This window comes from Desulfacinum hydrothermale DSM 13146 (genome assembly GCF_900176285.1).
Classification (GTDB): Bacteria; Desulfobacterota; Syntrophobacteria; order Syntrophobacterales; family DSM-9756; genus Desulfacinum; species Desulfacinum hydrothermale.
Window position 1 is genome coordinate 52,199 of the sequence record NZ_FWXF01000005.1, and the last position, 16,084, is coordinate 68,282.

General features: G+C 61.6%; 14 protein-coding genes. 3 read left to right on the forward strand and 11 right to left on the reverse strand.

What is annotated here, in order from left to right:
• Positions 1-145 precede the first annotated feature (145 nt).
• Both B9A12_RS06070 and B9A12_RS06075 read left to right on the forward strand, forming a co-directional pair.
• Positions 146-991 carry a 4Fe-4S binding protein gene (locus B9A12_RS06070; RefSeq protein ID WP_170920384.1) on the forward strand — a complete coding sequence of 282 codons (846 nt, stop codon included), beginning with the start codon at positions 146-148 and terminating at the stop codon, positions 989-991.
• 19 nt (positions 992-1,010) lie between these two features.
• The gene (locus B9A12_RS06075; RefSeq protein ID WP_084056997.1) at positions 1,011-1,835 is read left to right on the forward strand and encodes an ATP-grasp domain-containing protein; all 825 of its coding nucleotides are present in this window, start codon (positions 1,011-1,013) and stop codon (positions 1,833-1,835) included.
• A 25-nt stretch (positions 1,836-1,860) separates the two neighbouring features.
• Here the strand turns inward: B9A12_RS06075 and B9A12_RS06080 are convergent, their stop codons facing one another.
• From B9A12_RS06080 to fdnG, 9 genes are all read right to left on the reverse strand, one after another.
• The gene (locus tag B9A12_RS06080) at positions 1,861-2,100 is read right to left on the reverse strand and encodes a MoaD/ThiS family protein (RefSeq protein WP_084056998.1); all 240 of its coding nucleotides are present in this window, start codon (positions 2,098-2,100) and stop codon (positions 1,861-1,863) included.
• A 23-nt stretch (positions 2,101-2,123) separates the two neighbouring features.
• A complete protein-coding gene (gene minE / locus B9A12_RS06085) occupies positions 2,124-2,393 on the reverse strand; it encodes a cell division topological specificity factor MinE (RefSeq protein WP_084056999.1) in 270 nt (89 codons plus the stop codon).
• A 17-nt stretch (positions 2,394-2,410) separates the two neighbouring features.
• Positions 2,411-3,202, reverse strand: coding sequence for a septum site-determining protein MinD (gene minD / locus B9A12_RS06090; RefSeq protein ID WP_084057000.1), 792 nt, complete (start codon positions 3,200-3,202; stop codon positions 2,411-2,413).
• A 92-nt stretch (positions 3,203-3,294) separates the two neighbouring features.
• Positions 3,295-4,002 (reverse strand): septum site-determining protein MinC, encoded by a 708-nt coding sequence (gene minC, locus B9A12_RS06095; protein ID WP_084057001.1) that lies wholly within the window; start codon positions 4,000-4,002, stop codon positions 3,295-3,297.
• Between the two features lie 55 nt (positions 4,003-4,057).
• Positions 4,058-4,705, reverse strand: a complete 648-nt coding sequence (locus tag B9A12_RS06100) for a 5' nucleotidase, NT5C type (RefSeq protein ID WP_170920385.1) — start codon at positions 4,703-4,705, stop codon at positions 4,058-4,060.
• A complete protein-coding gene (locus tag B9A12_RS06105; protein WP_245802365.1) occupies positions 4,702-6,645 on the reverse strand; it encodes a bifunctional acetyl-CoA hydrolase/transferase family protein/GNAT family N-acetyltransferase in 1,944 nt (647 codons plus the stop codon). The genes B9A12_RS06100 and B9A12_RS06105 overlap by 4 nt, the downstream gene beginning before the upstream one ends.
• A 131-nt stretch (positions 6,646-6,776) precedes the next feature.
• Complete coding sequence (locus B9A12_RS06110) at positions 6,777-7,697, reverse strand: formate dehydrogenase accessory protein FdhE (RefSeq protein WP_084057004.1); 921 nt, start codon at positions 7,695-7,697, stop codon at positions 6,777-6,779.
• 219 nt (positions 7,698-7,916) lie between these two features.
• Positions 7,917-8,651: a 4Fe-4S dicluster domain-containing protein gene (locus tag B9A12_RS06115; RefSeq protein ID WP_084057005.1), complete on the reverse strand. Its 735-nt coding sequence runs from the start codon at positions 8,649-8,651 to the stop codon at positions 7,917-7,919.
• A 3-nt stretch (positions 8,652-8,654) separates the two neighbouring features.
• Positions 8,655-11,738: a formate dehydrogenase-N subunit alpha gene (fdnG, locus tag B9A12_RS06120; RefSeq protein ID WP_084057006.1), complete on the reverse strand. Its 3,084-nt coding sequence runs from the start codon at positions 11,736-11,738 to the stop codon at positions 8,655-8,657.
• Positions 11,739-12,575: 837 nt separating this feature from the next.
• Between fdnG and B9A12_RS06125 the strand changes: the two genes are divergently transcribed.
• On the forward strand, positions 12,576-13,415 hold the full coding sequence (locus tag B9A12_RS06125) for a class I SAM-dependent methyltransferase (protein ID WP_170920386.1): 840 nt from the start codon (positions 12,576-12,578) through the stop codon (positions 13,413-13,415).
• A gap of 286 nt (positions 13,416-13,701) precedes the next feature.
• Here the strand turns inward: B9A12_RS06125 and B9A12_RS06130 are convergent, their stop codons facing one another.
• Together B9A12_RS06130 and htpX are read right to left on the reverse strand one after the other, a co-directional pair.
• Entirely contained in the window at positions 13,702-14,994 is a 1,293-nt protein-coding gene (locus tag B9A12_RS06130) for an adenylosuccinate synthase (RefSeq protein WP_084057008.1), read from the reverse strand.
• Between the two features lie 175 nt (positions 14,995-15,169).
• Positions 15,170-16,027 (reverse strand): zinc metalloprotease HtpX, encoded by an 858-nt coding sequence (htpX, locus tag B9A12_RS06135; RefSeq protein WP_084057009.1) that lies wholly within the window; start codon positions 16,025-16,027, stop codon positions 15,170-15,172.
• Positions 16,028-16,084: the final 57 nt, after the last annotated feature.

Here is a 16,084-nt window from a genome sequence, read left to right on the forward strand (position 1 = left end):
TTGGGTTGGCCCCACCGCCGGTCGGCATCTCCCCCTCTGGTGCTGGACAGGATCTTCGTGTAGGATGGGATCCCCAGATCGCTTGGAAAAGCGATTCTTCCACGTGATCTCAAAAAGATGCTTCAAGGGGAAACGAGGTTGCCTCATGTGCCAGTTCTGCCACCAGCACGGGGAAGGGAAAAAGTGGTATCACAACGCCTCCAACTACGCCGAAGATCTTTTGAACGATGTGGAACGGCGCCGCTACATCAAGGAATTCATCTACGACGTGGCCACGGACAAGGCCCGGGAGATGGAAGAGACCTTCCAGCAGGCCCTGAAGGTCCCCCGCTGGCTGCGGGAGATCGGATACCGCTTCTATGAGCAGAAATATCGCCGGGATCATTTCGGCCAGGTGATCCCCAAGGAAGACCTGCACCAGGTCTACCGGAACGCCAGCACCATCGTGCGTCTTCCGTGCGTGTGCCGAAAGAGCAGCACGGGGGCCCGGGAAGCCCGCTATTGCATCGGACTCACCATGGATCCGGAAAAGCTCCTGGAGATCAAGGAGGCCTTCCTGGAGACGTTCCAGTTCGGACCCCACGTGGACCCTTTCGAACGTCTCACGGCGGAACAGGCCATGGGCCTGACCGACGAGTTCGAAAAGGAAGGCCTGATCCACACCATTTGGACCTTCAAGACGCCTTTTATCGGCGCCGTCTGCAATTGCGACCGGGCGGACTGCCTGGCCATGAAGGCCTATCAGTACCGATTCCACCTCTTTTTCCGTGGCGAATACGTGGCCGAAGTGGATGCATCGCGCTGCATCGGCTGCCGCCGCTGCGCCCAGGCGTGCCAGTTCGGAGCCATCGGCTATTCGGCCCATCGAAAGACCGCCTTCGTGGATCCTTTGCGCTGCTACGGTTGCGGCATCTGCCGGGCCCAGTGCGAGCAGGACGCCATCTTCTTGACAGACCGGGCCGCGCATCCCCGGGCGGCGTCCCTGTGGTAAAGCACACGCCGGTACCCCCATGATCCTATCCTACCATCCCGTCATCCCTGGCGATATGAACCGCCTGTGCGCCGGCCGGGACCCGGATGCAGAGGATCGAAAGTGGCTCGGCAAGGCCCGCGCGGTCATCCTTCCCCAGGGCTGCCGCGAGTCCCTATATCGGATGGCGGCAAGCCACTGCCCCCGCATCTTTCCCAACTACCGGGCCCGGTTCCTCTACCCGGGAAAGGTCGGAGATATCCGCCTTTTCAGGGCCCTGGGGCTGCCCCACCCCCGGACGTCTCTCTTTCTTTCGGCCGCCCGTTGCCCGGACAGCTTTCTCAGGGCCCTGCGCTATCCGGTGGTGATCAAAGGCAATCACGGCGGCGAGGGCCAACAGGTCTTCATGGCCGGCTCCCACGAAGAAGCCCGGCGCTGCGTGGAATATTTTCGGCGCATGGAACGGAGCGGCTTTCCGGGGTTTCTGGTTCAGGAATTCATCCCCACGGACAACCGGGATTTGCGGGTGGTGGTGGTGGGAGACCGGATGGTAAGTTACTGGCGGGTGCAGGAGGATCCGTCCAACTTTTTACACAACACGGCCCAGGGAGCGCACCTCGACCCTCACGGGGATCCGGATCTTCAGGCCGTGGGACGACGGTGGGTCCGAGCCCTTTGCGCTCAAACAGGCATCAACCTGGCGGGAATCGATCTCTTGTTTCCCTGTGAAAAGGGGGGAACTCCGTCCACTCCGCCCCTTTTTCTGGAGATCAACTACTTTTTCGGAAGGAAAGGCTTGGGGGGAAGCATGGCCTATTACCGCCTGCTCCAGGAAGCGGTATCCCGGTGGCTTGGAGGCCTCTGATCGGCTCGGTGGCGGTTCTTCCGGATCAGCCGCCGCCCACAGGAGGAAAGAATGCCACCCGTTCATTGCCCTGCAGCACGGCTTCCGGCGACGACGCCAGGCCGTTGATCATGATGAGCTTGATCTCCTTTTCCGGAAGGCCCAGTTGCCGGATCACCTCCCGCACCGAGGTGCCGGGCTCCACTTCCACCCGAATCCCTGCCTCGGGATCGTAGTCCGGCACGCATCTTCGTAGGGTGGCGGACAGAAGAACCTGAAGTGCCATGGCATCCCTTCTCCGGGCCACGGTCAGGTGGCGGCCACGTTCCGATAGACCCGCTTCACCTGGACGTTGGAAACCAACGCCGTGTAGTCTTTGCCCTCTTCGAAATCGACCCGAATGGAGTTCTGATCGATCTCCATGTACCGGGAAAGCACCTCGATGATATCGTTTTTCAGCGCCTCCAGAAGATCCGGCGAAATGTCCAGCCGATCGTGCATGAGCACCACGCCCAACCGTTGGCGGGCTGTCTGTGCGCTGTTCCTGTCCCGAAAGAACCTCTGAATAGCCTTCAACATGCCTGGCTCCCTCCTTCTCAACCACCGAAGATCCGCTTGACCCGACTCAAAAACCCTCCGTCCTGGTCGTCGTCGAACGGCACGCTTTCGCCGTTCAACCGGGCTGCGATCTTCTGAAAGGCGGCCCCCGCCCGGCTGCCGCGTTCATGGACCAGCGGCACCCCGCGGTTGGTGGAAACGACCACATCTTCGCTTTCCGGAACCACTCCGATGAGGGGGACCGACAGGAGGGAGACGATGTCCGCCGTGGACATCATGTCGCCTTGCTTAACCATCTTCACGTTGAGCCGGTTGATCACCAAGTGGATGTCCTTGAGGAGGTTGGCTTCCAGAAGACCGATGACGCGGTCCGCATCGCGGATGGCCGATACCTCCGGTGTGGTCACCACCAGGGCCTGCTGGGCTCCGGCCACGGCGTTCTTGAACCCCCGTTCAATACCGGCGGGGCAATCGATGAGGACGAAGTCGTTTTGCTCGGCCAGCTGTTGGCACAGCGCCTTCATCTGCTCCGGCTGGACGGCGTCCTTTTCGCGGGTTTGAGCCGCCGGAATGATGTGCAGTTTCTTGAGTTTCCGGTCGCGGATCATGGCCTGTTCGATCCGGCACTTGCCTTCCACGATGTCCACCAGGTTGTAGACGATGCGGTTTTCCAGGCCCATCACCACGTCCAGATTGCGCAACCCGATGTCGGCATCGATCATGACGACACTAAAGCCCTTCTTGGCCAGGGCCGTCCCCAGATTGGCGATCGTCGTGGTCTTGCCGACGCCGCCTTTACCGGAGGTGACAACGATGGTTCTACCTGCCATGGTACGTCCTTCCTTGATCCTTGGGGAACCTTCTCGGTTCAGGCATAGAGGGGGCTACCCGTGGGCTTGTGTGGCACCTTCTTCGGCGCGTGTCAATAGCTCACCACCTGGATGAGATCCCCTTTCACTTCCGCCACTTCGTAGCGTTTCGGTTTGGGCTTGCGTCCCCGGGGAGGCAGCGCCACCAGATCGGCGATGCGAAGTTGCTGCGGCTCGATGTGCAGGGCCCAGATCCGAGCCTCCCGGTCCCCCTGGGCCCCGGCGTGGGCCACACCCCGTAATGTTCCGAAGACGACGATATCCCCCGAGGCAATGATCTCGGCACCTGGGTTCACGTCTCCCAGGATGACCAGCTCCGCGGGGGATTCGATGCGGGTTCCGGACCGGCATGTCTGGCGCACCACCAGGGGCGGGGAAGCGTCGTGAGGATTTGCCTGGGAATCGCTGGCTCCCGTGTCCTTGTCCCTCTCTGTGCCCAGGCGGATCTTCACACCCAAAAGTCCGGCGGCCCAGCGGGAAAAGGCCCCATCTTCGCAGCTCACGCGCACTTCCGCCAGTTCCACCCCCGCCGCCTGTTCCATCAGAGCGCGCACGGCGCCAACCTCTTCCGGATCGAACGGCCGCTGGTGAAGGTCCAGAATCATCTTGGACTTCTGGAAAAAGGCCTTGGATTCTTCCAGCTTGGTCCTCAAAGCCTCCAGCACGTGCGGCAGCGGCGTCTTACCGTTTACGATGAGCAAAAACCCTTCCCGGTCCGCCTTGATGACGAAGGGAAGCTCGTCTGTCATTCGCCCGAGCATGCCATGTCGTCCTTCCAAAACACGGGCGGTCGCGGCCTCCCGCCTCCGGTTTCCATCACACGGCCCATTCCAAGAGACCTTCCAGCTCCCGCCACTTGTAGATCCTTGGAAACGGACCCCCTTGCCGATTCCACGGCTGATCGAAGAGAATCGGTCGAAAGCCCTGATCCGCCAGAAGCCGGCACGTTTCCAAACGATCCTCCAGGAAGTAGCGAACCCCCATCTGGGTCAAGACGCGGTGTTTCACTTCCGGATCCCCCGTGGCCGTCACCTGGATGGACGAGGGCGGCACCCGGGGCAGCAGGGCCTCGAGCCATCGAATAATGGATTCGGGCCAGATCCGCGCCGTGACGAAGCGAAGCGGGCCGTAGTCGGCCAGCCGCGTGAGCACCTCCGCCGCCCCCTCCATGGCCGGAACCCGCTGTGTGTGATCGTCGTCCAGGGTCAGGCAGATGAGCTCGTCGATCACGTGGTCCGGGGCCGGCACGCATTGGTACAGGTTGTAGCAGGTCAGATGGTCCTTGCGCAGGTGGGTCAGGCCGTATCGGCTCCGGGCCAGATCCACGAACACCTGCATGGTGTCGGCCACCACCCCGTCGATGTCGAAGGCGATGTCCCTGGGACGGATCCGGGGTTCCCACGGCCACGAAGGCTCTTGAGTACGAGCGGAACCGCACGAGAGGGGTCCGATCGGTCGGGTCATGGCTTGGCCGGCTCCTTGGCCCCCCGGCATTCGTCGGTGACGCACGCCTGAGCCGGTTCATCGAAGCGAAAGGCAATCTCGTAGATGCCGTCTTCCAGGACGCTGTGGATCACATAGCCCACCTTGTGGAAGACGGAGAGCATCTTGCGGTTGGAGGCCAGCACATAGGCGCTGAAACCGGTGACCCCCTTGCTCTTGGCGATCTCACACAGGTAGTGCAACAGAAACGTGCCGATCCCCTTGCGTTGCCATTCGGCCCGCACCGCAAAATCCACCTCGGCCATGTTGGTCTTCTGGTCCAGGATGTAGCGGCCCAGACCGATGATCGTCTCGGCGCCGATCTCTCCCGTCACGGCCACGATGGCCATTTCGTGCTCGTAGTCGATGTTGCACATGGCCTGGGTGTCCCGGTGGGGAAAGACGCGCATGGCCGAAAGGAAACGGTAGTAAATGTCCTGGTCCGGAAGGGAATAGAAAAACTCCTGGAGCGCCCGTTCGTCCGTGGGCTTGATGGGCCGGAAGAAGACCTTGGTGTTTTCGGGAAAGATCTGGTAGGTCTCCCACTGGCCCGGATAGAGCGGCTCGTAGATGGGGGGCAGGATCTGATCCTGGTAGACGTAGCGAAGCTTCTTGGCCTCCTCCAGCAGCCTTTCCCGAAACTTGGGATGGGCGATATTGATCAGGGCCAGGGCCCGCTCCCGCACCGTCTTGCCGTGCAGGTAGGCGATGCCGAATTCGGTCACCACGTACTGGACCGCGCTGCGGGAACTGACCACGCCGGCTCCCGGCGTCAGATGGCTTACGATCCGCGACTTCCTTCCGTCCGGGCTGGTGGACGGCAACACGATGATGGTCTTGCCCTTCTTGGCACCCGACGCCCCCAGCATGAAATCCACATATCCGCCGATGCCGCTGTAGACCTTGTGGCCGATGGAGTCGGCGCAGACCTGGCCCGTCAAATCGATTTCCAGGGCCGAATTGATGGCCACCATCTGCTCGTTGCGGCTGATGATGCGGCTGTCGTTCACATAATCGATGGGGTACAGCTCCACCTGAGGGTTGTTGTGTACGAAATCGTACAGATCGCGGGACCCGAGGCAAAAGCTGGTGATGATCTTGCCGCGGTGCAATGTCTTGCGGCTGCCGGTGATGACCCCCCGCCGGACCAGGTGCAAGTGGGCGTCGGTGATCATCTCCGCGTGAACGCCCAGATCCTTCTTGTCCGTCAGGTTCATGAGCACTGCGTTGGTGATGCGCCCCACCCCCACCTGGATGGTGGACCCGTCCTCCACCAGGCTGGAAATGTATTTGGCCATCCGCTCCGCCATGGCGCTCTTTTCCCGGTAGACAACCTCCAGCAGGGGTTCGTCGTACTCCACGAAGTGGTGGATTTGACTCACGTGGACGAAGCTGTCCCCCAGGGTCCGGGGCATGTGGGGGTTGACCTGGGCGATGACCACCTGGGCCCGTTCGATGGCGATCTTGGCCATGTCCACGCCGATGCCCAGAGAGCAGAAGCCGTGTTCATCGGGAGGCGTCACCTGAACCAGGCAGATGTCCACGCTGAGCGGGCTTTCTTCCCGCAGGATTCGGGGCACCTGGGAAAAGTAGGCGGGGATGTAGTCCGCCTGGCCGGCGTTGACCGCCCGCCGGGCCTTGGGGCCCACGAAGAAGGTGCGAAGGCGGGCATGGCGGGACAATGCGCTCCAATCCTCGGGCAGAACACCCAGGGAAAGGGCCTGGAGGATCTCCACGTCTCGGTAGTCGGGCAACAGCCGCACCAGAGCGCGGGTCAGGTGCTGAGGTTCCGAGGCCGCGGAACCAATCAGAATGCGGCATCCGTCCTGCAACGCGCTACGCAGCGCGCCTTCGGCCGTACCCGTGCGTTTTCGGTATGTTCTGTTCCAACTTCGTATGTGGACCATCGACGCTCGATTCACCGCCACCGTCCGCAAGGATTCATCCAGGTCGTCCGGAAAGCCCTTTGGATCCCGTCGTCTTTATTGGGTTTTTGCAAAGCAGAGGGCCCGGCCTGGCTGTCGTGACATAATGACGGCAACGGCCACGGGAGTCAAGACACAAGGGGTGGGCGGCCTTCCTCCGCCCCGTCCCCGTAGACGGCCGGGGCCGGGGACGGCGGCGTTTTCCATCCGGCTCTCTGAGCCACCAGGTCCAGGTGGAGCGTGGTCCATTCCTCCAAGGGCACCCACAGGGGGCTCAAGAGTTCCCTCCTGTCCAGGGCCTTGAAGTAACAGGCACATTCCTGGCAATAGTAGATCCGGTAGTGGGGTTCCTGTTCCGTATAAAGGTACCCCAGGCGATCGTGTCGGCGGTTGTCGCACGCGGGGCATTGCAGCCGAGCCATGGGCCACGCGGTGCCGCACCACGAACAGTGAGCCCAGCGCCTGCCTTGGTCTTCCAGGGTGAGCAGCGAAGGCAGGCTGCCGCACACCGGGCAGTAGCCTTCCCGCCAGTGGTCTTGGAAGGAAAACCGGCGGCACAGATCCCGGGCGGTCCATTCCACGGACGGTCGCAGACAGCTGCGGGCCAGAAACAGCAGGGACGCCGCCTCCACCCCTTCCATGTCCACCCATTCCTCCCACGGATTCCATTCATGGTGGAGAAAACTCTCCCAGATGGCGGTGCGGGCCGAAGGATTCCGAGCCAAAGCCTGCTCCAGGGCCTGGTGCGCCCTTCCCAGTTCCCCATTGTCTTCGGGGATGGCCCTTTCCGCAACGGCCAACATCCTTTCCGCCGCGTCGCCATCGATGGGAAACTCCCAGCGCTTGAGCAGCGGCCGCCCCTCCCGCCAGGCATCCAGGGCCTGGGCTTCTTCCATGTCCAGGGGCCTGAGCTGGAGGCTGGACTGGATCTCCTGCTGGGCTGTGAACAGAGGCTCCAGGAAGGAAAAGAGATGTTCATAGGCGGGTTTGGATTTCCTGGCGGCCTCCACGGCGCTCCGGACCCGGTGCGATGCTTGCCTGTCCTGCATGGAAACAACCCCTTCTGTAGCGAGAAAGCGATTCCGCTCCCGTAAGCAGCCGACCCGTGGACCGTCTCACGGCGGCCCGACATACCAAAGGAGGCGGCCCTGGCCGCCTCCTTTATAACACAAAAAATGATTCACGGTACGCCGACCGGGAGGACCGGGGCGCAAGGTTTCCCGCCCCGGCCCTTTTTCACGTCACCGTCCACTCACAGCCGGTGGCTCTCAGCCCAACCGAAGGCCTTTGGCCACATGGCGTGCCGGTGCCCAAAAGAGCTTACGAAGGGCCAGCTTCCGACTGATTCCCGGTCGCAACCCGGCCACCGCGTAGGGATGGTACATCTGCGGATCGTCGGTCACCAGGTAGATGGTGCGCACATCGTCGGGATCCAGCAGCTGGGCCTTGGGGAATTTTCCTTTCAAGGCCGCCAGCCGCTCCTGGGCGAGCGCCATCATCTCGTCCCGCGTGCCGAAGTTCATGGCTCCCGTGGGACACACCTGGACGCAGGCGGGCTTGAGGCCGTTTTTCACCCGATCGATGCACATGGTGCATTTCACCAGGGTGCCGTCCTCCCGGGCCCGCGGGATGTCGTAGGGACAAGCCGCCCGCACCTCATCCACCGGAACCCCTTGGGTCTTTTCCGTGTAGACCACCGCCCCGGTGTCTTCATCGTGGATCACCGCGCCGTCCACGTAACCCTCGATGGCATCCTTGCACGGCGGCTCCAGGCAGTGACGGCACTGGTCCGCAAAGAAGTACCACACGGGCTTGGCGCCCTTCATGTGCTCGCTGAATCGCACCAGCTTGAAGGTGTTGCCGTCCAGATCGGGCGGATTCTGGTGCGTTCCCAGGTTCTTGGTCATGCTGGCGCCGTTCTGGTTCCAGCTCTTGCAAGCCATCTGGCACCCACGGCAGGCCGTACACCGACTCGTATCCACCAAGAAACTCATCCCTGCCATGGCTTACACCCCCTTCTTTCTCACGTTGACCATGAAGGCCTTGGTTTCCGGGATCCGGGTGTTGGGATCGCCCGCCGACGGGGTCAGCAGGTTGGCGCTGTCTCCGCCGTCCGGAGGCCACACCCAGCCGTAATGCCACGGCAGGCCCACCTGGTGGATCTCCTGCCCCTGGACCATGAAGGGACGGAACCGCTTGGTCACCATGGCCACCGCCTCCACCTTCCCGCGGGGCGATTCCACGATCACCTTCTCGCCGTTTTGGATGCCCCGCAGTCGGGCCAGCTCTTCGCTCATCTCCACGAAAAGCTGGGGCTCCGCCTCCAAAAGCCACGGCTGCCAACGGGTGAGTACCCCCGTTTGCCAGTGTTCCGTCACCCGGTAGGTGGTGCACACGAAGGGATAGCGCGGATTGCAGGTCTTGTAGACATCCTTTTGGGTACGGTAGACCGCCGCCACGGGGTTGGTGAACTGGGAACTGAACAGGTTCTTTTCCACCGGGCATTCGATGGGCTCGTAGTGCTCGGGAAACGGCCCGTCGCCCCGACCCGGGCCGAAGACGGCGCCGAACCCGTGGGGCTTCATGATGAACGGATACTTCGTGTCGGAACGCGGGGTGCCGTCCGGGTTCATCATGGGATACCAGCCGCCGTCAGGCACATCGCCCACCCATTTTTTGGTCACGTACTTGCCGTCCTGCACCTCTCCGGCAAAGGCGATGACCGGCTTTTTGGGATTCCACGGCCGGCCCATGAGATCCACGGAGGCCCGGTTGTAGAGGATCCGGCGGTTCACCGGCCAGCACCAGGACCAGTTGGAATAGAGCCCGATGCCGCTGGTGTCCCTGTTGTCCCGGCGGGCCATGTTGTTGCCGCTTTCATTGTAGCTCTGGCAGTAGAGCCAGTTGCCGCTGGTGGTGGATCCGTCCGCCTGCAAGAACGCAAAGGACGGCACCAGCTGTCCCTTCCTGTAGGTCTTGCCCTTGAGGGTGACGTCCCGGGTGAATTCCCCGTTGATGGTGCGCGCCACCTTGTGGGCATCGTATTTGCCCTGGGTGGTGTAATCCCACTTGAGGTTCAGGATCGGATCGGGGAAGACCCCACCCTCCTTGGCATAGAGGCTTCGGATCTCATTGAAGAGTTCCACCATGATGTCCCCGTCGGGCTTGGCCTCTCCCGGCGGTTCTTGGGCCTTGTAGCGCCACTGGGCCCAGCGGCCGCTGTTGGTGATGGAGCCTTCCTTTTCCATGAAGGCGGCACAGGGCAGGAAGAAGACCTCCGTCTTCACCTTCCGGGGATCCATCCCGGGGCCCTTCCAGAAGGACGCCGTCTCGTTGTCGAACAGATTGACGTTGACCATCCAGTCCAGCCTGGCCAGGGCCTCACGGTTCTTGTCGGCATTGGCGCCGCTGCAGGCCGGGTTCTGGCCCCAGGCGAAAAAGCCGCTGAATTCCCCCCGGTACATGGCGTCGAACAAATCCAGCCAGCTGTAGGTCTTGCCGTCGTCCAGCTTGGGCATCCAGCCATAGCCGAAGTCGTTTCCGGCGTGGGCCGCATCGCCGAACATGGCCTTGAGGAAGCTCACCACGTACTTGGGCTTGTTCTGCCACCAGTTGGCGCTGAGCGGGTCGTGGGAGACCGGCGTGTACTTCTTGTTGTAGTCGGCCAAGGTGGCCGCCGACGCCCGCGGCGTGGGCAGATAGCCGGGCCAGATATGGAAGAGCAGGCAGTGGTCGGTGGAACCCTGCACGTTGGACTCGCCCCGCAGGGCGTTCACACCGCCTCCGGCCACACCCATGTTGCCCAGCAGCAGCTGGATGATGGCCATGGCACGGATGTTCTGAACGCCCACCGTGTGCTGGGTCCAGCCCATGGCGTACATGATGGTACCCGCCTTGTCGGGCTTTCCGGTGGCACTGTAGAGCTCATAGACCTTGAGGAGATCCTCCTTGGGGGTTCCCGTCACCGCGGACACCTTGTCCAGGGTGTAGCGGGAATAGTGCTTCTTGAGCAGCTGGAAGACCGAACGCGGGTGCTTCAACGTGTAGTCCTTCTTGGGCACCCCGTTGGCATCCAATTCATAGGCCCAGTAGGACTTGTCGTACTTTCGAGTCTTGGGATCGAAGCCCGCGAAGAGCCCATCGTGGAAGCCGTATTTTTTGCCCACGATGAAGCAGGCGTTGGTGTAGCGGGCCACGTATTCCTGGAAGTACTTGTTGTGGGAAAGGATATAGTTGATCATGCCGCCCAGAAAGGCGATGTCGGTGCCGGAGCGAAGGGCCGTGTAGAAGTCGGCCTTGCTGGAAGTGCGTGTGAAACGTGGATCCACGCTGATGAGCGTCGCACCGCTTTTCCTGGCCTCGATGACCCACTTGAAGGAGATGGGATGGTTTTCCGCCGCGTTGCTCCCCATGATGAGGATGCAATCGCTGTTTTTGATGTCGATCCAGTGATTGGTCATGGCGCCGCGTCCGAACGACTCTGCCAGAGCCGCTACCGTGGCGCTGTGTCAGATACGGGCCTGGTGTTCGATGTAGACCAGTCCCATGGCGCGCAGCATCGCCTGGTAGATCCAGCACTCCTCGTTGTCCAAGGCGGCGCTGCCCACCGACGCGATCCCATCGCAGCGGTTGACCACCTGCCCTTTGGCGTTCTTGCGGGTGAAGCTCTTGTCCCGGCTGTCCTTCACCCGCTTGGCGATCTGTCGCAGCGCCCAATCCCAGCTCTTTTCCTCCCACTGGGTGCTGTAGGGAGCGCGGTAGAGCACCTTGGTCATCCGCTTGTCGTTTTGAGCCACCTGGTAGGTGGCGGCCCCCTTGGCGCACAGGGCCCCGCGGTTGATGGGATGGTCCGCGTCCCCTTCCGTGTAGATCACCTTCCCGGTCCGCTTGTCCGTGTGGCAAAGGATGCCGCAGCCCACGGCGCAATAGCAGCAGATGGTGGGGGTCTCCTTGGCATCTTGAGTGCGCAACCGCCAGGCCTGCTCCTGGACGGGCTGCATGTTGAAGCCCATGGTGGTGCACCCCCCCAGCGCCAGACCGGCCGTAGCCGCACTGGAAATCTTAAGAAAATCCCTTCTGGTCAGTTTCATTCCCGCCTCCTATTCGTAGATCCCATTACGATGACGATGGACCGCAGCCCCGGGGTCCTGACCGTTGGGAGAGGAATCCCTCTTCCCAAGGCTCTCCGGGGAGGTCCCGAGCCACCTCTGGAAGTTCCCACCTCCTTTCCCACAAAGTGTTGGATCGGATCAGTGCATCAAGGCCACAGACCAAGACATTCCGGTCGAACCCAAGGCCCCTTCAACTCAATGGAAAAACGAGATAATGCGCCGCCGTAACAGAAATGATCGAGATCGGAAAAATGGACGCATTCAACCTGTTGCCTTGACCGCGCGTGTGCTCGGCAAGCAGATCCCATGACGCGACTTCACTACCTCTGGGAAGAGCAATAGCCCCTTGTGCATTATGTGGCCAATATGGTTTGGGTTCGTTATTATTTTCACCATAATCCAACGGCCTTCGCCCTGTCAAGCACCGCCGGCCGAGAACAACGCGCCTTCTCCCCTTAAATTCCATGCCCGTTTATGCTAGGAATTCCCCCCTTGGGAGCTTGTCCCACAACGGCCCTTGGCCTTTTGGGGCCTTTCCAACCAGAAGCTTGTCCGATAATGGCCTTTCGGGAGGTTTCTAACTGGTTGAAATTCCACCGTGCCCTGTGGCCCTTTTTGAGCCTTGCGGGGGGCGGGTTCGGAACCCGCCCCCACAAGGCCTGGCAGGCCGACCGCACGGGCCCGCCGGGTAGCCCCAACCTTCCGCCCGCGCACGAAGGGAGCGACCTGGGCGTTTTCGGACAAGCTCCGGGGACCTCCCGGCTGCGCCGTTTTTTTCTCACGTTGGGGATTCAAGCCTGTGGAAAGGAGGATGCCTTGAAGAGCGGATCTTCCTATTGCGACTACGAAAGAGCCTTCCAATCCTACGACAGCTTTCGCAGACCCTGCGGGTTGCGCGAAGTCCATCAGGTACTGGACCATCTACCGGTTCCCATGGATCGGGCCGTTCTTTTGGAGGGCGGGTTCGGCACGGGGGCCTACACCTATCACCTGGCCCGATTGTCTTGCCGTGTGATCGGGATCGAAGCCTCCAATCGCGGGATCACCAAAGCCAGGCGGCGTCTCGAGACTTTCGAAAAGGTACACCTTGCCAGGGGGAATATCCTGTCGCTGCCCCTGAAGGAAGCGTGCATTGATGCCTACTTCATAAGCCAGGTCCTACACCACCTCGATCAGTCTTCGGATTTTCCCAACATGACCAGATTCTTGGAAGAAGCCCACAGGGTACTGAAAACCCAGGGTTTCCTTATCCTACACACCTGCGATCCCGCACAGATCGATCCCCACGAGGGTTCGTATTGGTACTATGAATTCATCCCGACCGCTGCCAGAAAACTGCAAAGCAAATATGTTCCCCTGGACCTCCTGCGCCAACAACTTCAAGACAGGGGCTTTTCGGACATCCAGATTCAGAAATCTTCCGGCTGTTTGTATGACTCCACATATTACGAGGATCCCACTCTATTCCTGACGGAGGACTTCTGGGCTTCCGATTCGGTGTTTTGCCTCGTGGACGACGAAGAAAGAAGCCAGGCTCACAGAAAGGCGCTCCAGGCCATGGACGATGGATCCATTCACGCGATCATGGAAAAGCACGTGTGTCGAGCCCGCGAGATCGGTGAATCGGTCATCATTTCCGCCAGGAAAGGACAGTAAGGAAAAGAAGCACGCGCCCCGCCCGCGGGGACTTCTTCCGGAGGGACAGGGAAAGGCCCGCCATTGCGCAGGCTAGGAGGGAAAGGGTCCGATTCATGGCACGGAACCCTTCGGGAAGGCGCGGCACGGTCCATCGCAGTTCGGAAGAAAAGGGGGCCCTCCGGCGCGGTATCATCGAAAGGCCCGACGCCACAGGGGGGGGGGGCAGAGCCGCCGGGGGGCTTGGAAGGCGGCGTTTCAAAGCGCCGCCGGGCCCCCATGGGCGGAAGGCCCGGCGGATTCCGGGTCAGGCAAAGGGATCGGACAGGACGATGGTCTCTTCACGTCCGGGTCCCACGGAGATGATGCTCAAGGGCAGTCCCACGAAGTCCTCCAGGGCGCGGAGATAGTTCTTCGCGTTTTGGGGAAGATCCTCCAAGCGGCGCACGCCCCGAATATCTTCTTCCCAGCCGGGAAATTCCTCGTAGACGGGCTCGCAACGCTCCACCCGATCCACCTCCTGCGGCAGACCGTCCAGATCCCGGCCGTCGCACCGGTAGCCCACAGCCACCTTGAGCGTGGGAAGACCGGTCAGCACGTCCAGTTTGGTGATGGCCAGGCTGGTCAAGCCGTTCAGCCGGGCGGAATCCTTGACCACGCACAGGTCGAGCCAACCGCAGCGGCGGGGCCTTCCCGTGGTGGATCCGAATTCGGCGCCGCACTCCCGGATTCGCTCCCCCGTGGGATCGGTGAGTTCCGTGGGAAACGGTCCCGCTCCCACCCGGGTCGTATAGGCCTTGAGGATCCCCAGCACGTGATCGATACGGGTGGGGCCGATGCCGGCGCCGCAGCAGGCGCTGCCCGCCACCGTGTTGGACGACGTGACGAAGGGATAGGTTCCGTGGTCGATGTCCAGGTGCGTTCCCTGGGCCCCTTCAAAAAGAACGTTGCGCCCACTTTCCACAGCCTCCTGGAGGCGGGCGGACACGTCGCCCACAAAGGGCGCCAGCTTGCGGCCGTATTCCAGGTACTCCTCCGCCACCGCATCGGCATCCAGAGGCTCCTGGCCGAAGTAGTGCCGGAACATGAAGTTCTTTTCCTCCAGCACCCGATCCAGCCTCTCGCGAAACACCCGCTCATCCAGCAGGTGATGCACCCGGATGCCGGAACGGGCCGCCTTGTCTTCGTAACAGGGCCCGATACCGCGCCCCGTGGTGCCGATTTTGGACGCCCCCTTCTTGGCCTCCCGGGCTGCGTCCAGCAGGCGATGGTAGGGCATGATCACATGGGCGTAGGCGCTCACCACCAGCCGGTCCGGCGTCACCTCCATGCCGAACTCCTTCAGGCGATCCAGTTCGTGCCAAAGCACACCGGGATCCACCACCACCCCGTTTCCGATCATGCACACCTTGTCCGAGTGCAAAATGCCCGAAGGGGTCAGATGCAAAATGATCTTCCGGCCGCCCACCACCAGGGTGTGGCCGGCATTGTTACCCCCCTGAAAACGAACCACGCAGTGGGCGTCCCCGGTGAGCAGGTCCACCACCTTGCCCTTTCCTTCATCGCCCCACTGCACTCCCACCACGACGACGGTAGCCATTGTCTCATCCTTGTTCTCTTTTTCTCGGTTCGGGCCCCCGGTGCGTGATGTGAAAGGCTGCACATAAGGCCCAACGGCCACCTTTAATGAAAAAGAAGGCCCCTGTCAAAAGCAAAAAAAGGGCATGGCGCGCGCCATGCCCCTCTGAGAAGGTCCCTCGCAATCTGAGCGCGAATCAGTAGGCCATGGAACGAAGCCTTCGGATCCGCTCCTCAATGGGCGGATGGGTGCTGAACAGGTTCATCAGGTTCCTGCCCGACAGGGGATTGACGATGAACATGTGGGCCGTGGCCGGCTTGACATCCACCATGGGGATACGTTGGGACGCCACTGCCAGTTTTTCCAGAGCGTTGGCCAGCCCTTCCGGGTGCCCGCAAAGGCGCGCCCCTGTTTCGTCCGCCAGGTATTCGCGGGATCGGGAGATGGCCATCTGGATCATCATGGCCGCAATGGGCGCCAGGATGGCTAGAACCAGGGTCCCGATGAGCCCGCCGGCCCCTTCGCCCTCATCGTCGCTTCCCCGAAAACCGCCAAAGATGGCCGCCCAGCGCGCCATGTTCGCCAGGAACATGATGGCTCCAGCGAGAGAGGCAGCGATGGTGCCGATCAGGATGTCCCGGTTCTTGACGTGCGCCATCTCGTGGGCCAGGACTCCGCGCACCTCCTGGGCCGACAGCAGCCGCAACAGCCCCTGGGTCACCGCCACCACCGCGTGACTGGGGTTGCGGCCCGTGGCGAACGCATTGGGGGTTTCGTTGGGGATGATATAGATCTTGGGCATGGGAAGGCCGGCACTGGTTGCCAGCTCCCGCACCATGTTGTAGAGCTCGGGCACCTCGTGTTCGTCCACCGGTTGGGCCCGGTACATGGCCAGGACAATCTTGTCCGAAAACCAGTAGCTGCCAAAATTGATCACAACGGCGAACACCAAGGCGATCGCCATCCCTTGCGGGCCGCCCAGAAGCCTTCCGATTCCCACGATCAGAACCGTCAAGGCCGCCAAAAGCAGGGTGGTCCGAAATTGGTTTCCCATGGTCTCGTTGCCTCCTCCCAAAAGAGTCTTTTGCTGTGTCTGCACGCCTCGCCAGGC

What these genes read in the sequence shown, in the direction of transcription:
- minD (WP_084057000.1), bottom strand. Translation starts at nt 3,202, where the DNA reads ATGGCAGGTAGAACCATCGTTGTCACCTCCGGTAAAGGCGGCGTCGGC.
- B9A12_RS06070 (WP_170920384.1), top strand. Translation starts at nt 146, where the DNA reads ATGTGCCAGTTCTGCCACCAGCACGGGGAAGGGAAAAAGTGGTATCAC.
- B9A12_RS06110 (WP_084057004.1), bottom strand. Translation starts at nt 7,697, where the DNA reads ATGCAGGACAGGCAAGCATCGCACCGGGTCCGGAGCGCCGTGGAGGCC.
- B9A12_RS06075 (WP_084056997.1), top strand. Translation starts at nt 1,011, where the DNA reads ATGATCCTATCCTACCATCCCGTCATCCCTGGCGATATGAACCGCCTG.
- B9A12_RS06130 (WP_084057008.1), bottom strand. Translation starts at nt 14,994, where the DNA reads ATGGCTACCGTCGTCGTGGTGGGAGTGCAGTGGGGCGATGAAGGAAAG.
- minE (WP_084056999.1), bottom strand. Translation starts at nt 2,393, where the DNA reads ATGTTGAAGGCTATTCAGAGGTTCTTTCGGGACAGGAACAGCGCACAG.
- B9A12_RS06080 (WP_084056998.1), bottom strand. Translation starts at nt 2,100, where the DNA reads ATGGCACTTCAGGTTCTTCTGTCCGCCACCCTACGAAGATGCGTGCCG.
- htpX (WP_084057009.1), bottom strand. Translation starts at nt 16,027, where the DNA reads ATGGGAAACCAATTTCGGACCACCCTGCTTTTGGCGGCCTTGACGGTT.
- B9A12_RS06100 (WP_170920385.1), bottom strand. Translation starts at nt 4,705, where the DNA reads ATGACCCGACCGATCGGACCCCTCTCGTGCGGTTCCGCTCGTACTCAA.
- minC (WP_084057001.1), bottom strand. Translation starts at nt 4,002, where the DNA reads ATGCTCGGGCGAATGACAGACGAGCTTCCCTTCGTCATCAAGGCGGAC.
- B9A12_RS06115 (WP_084057005.1), bottom strand. Translation starts at nt 8,651, where the DNA reads ATGGCAGGGATGAGTTTCTTGGTGGATACGAGTCGGTGTACGGCCTGC.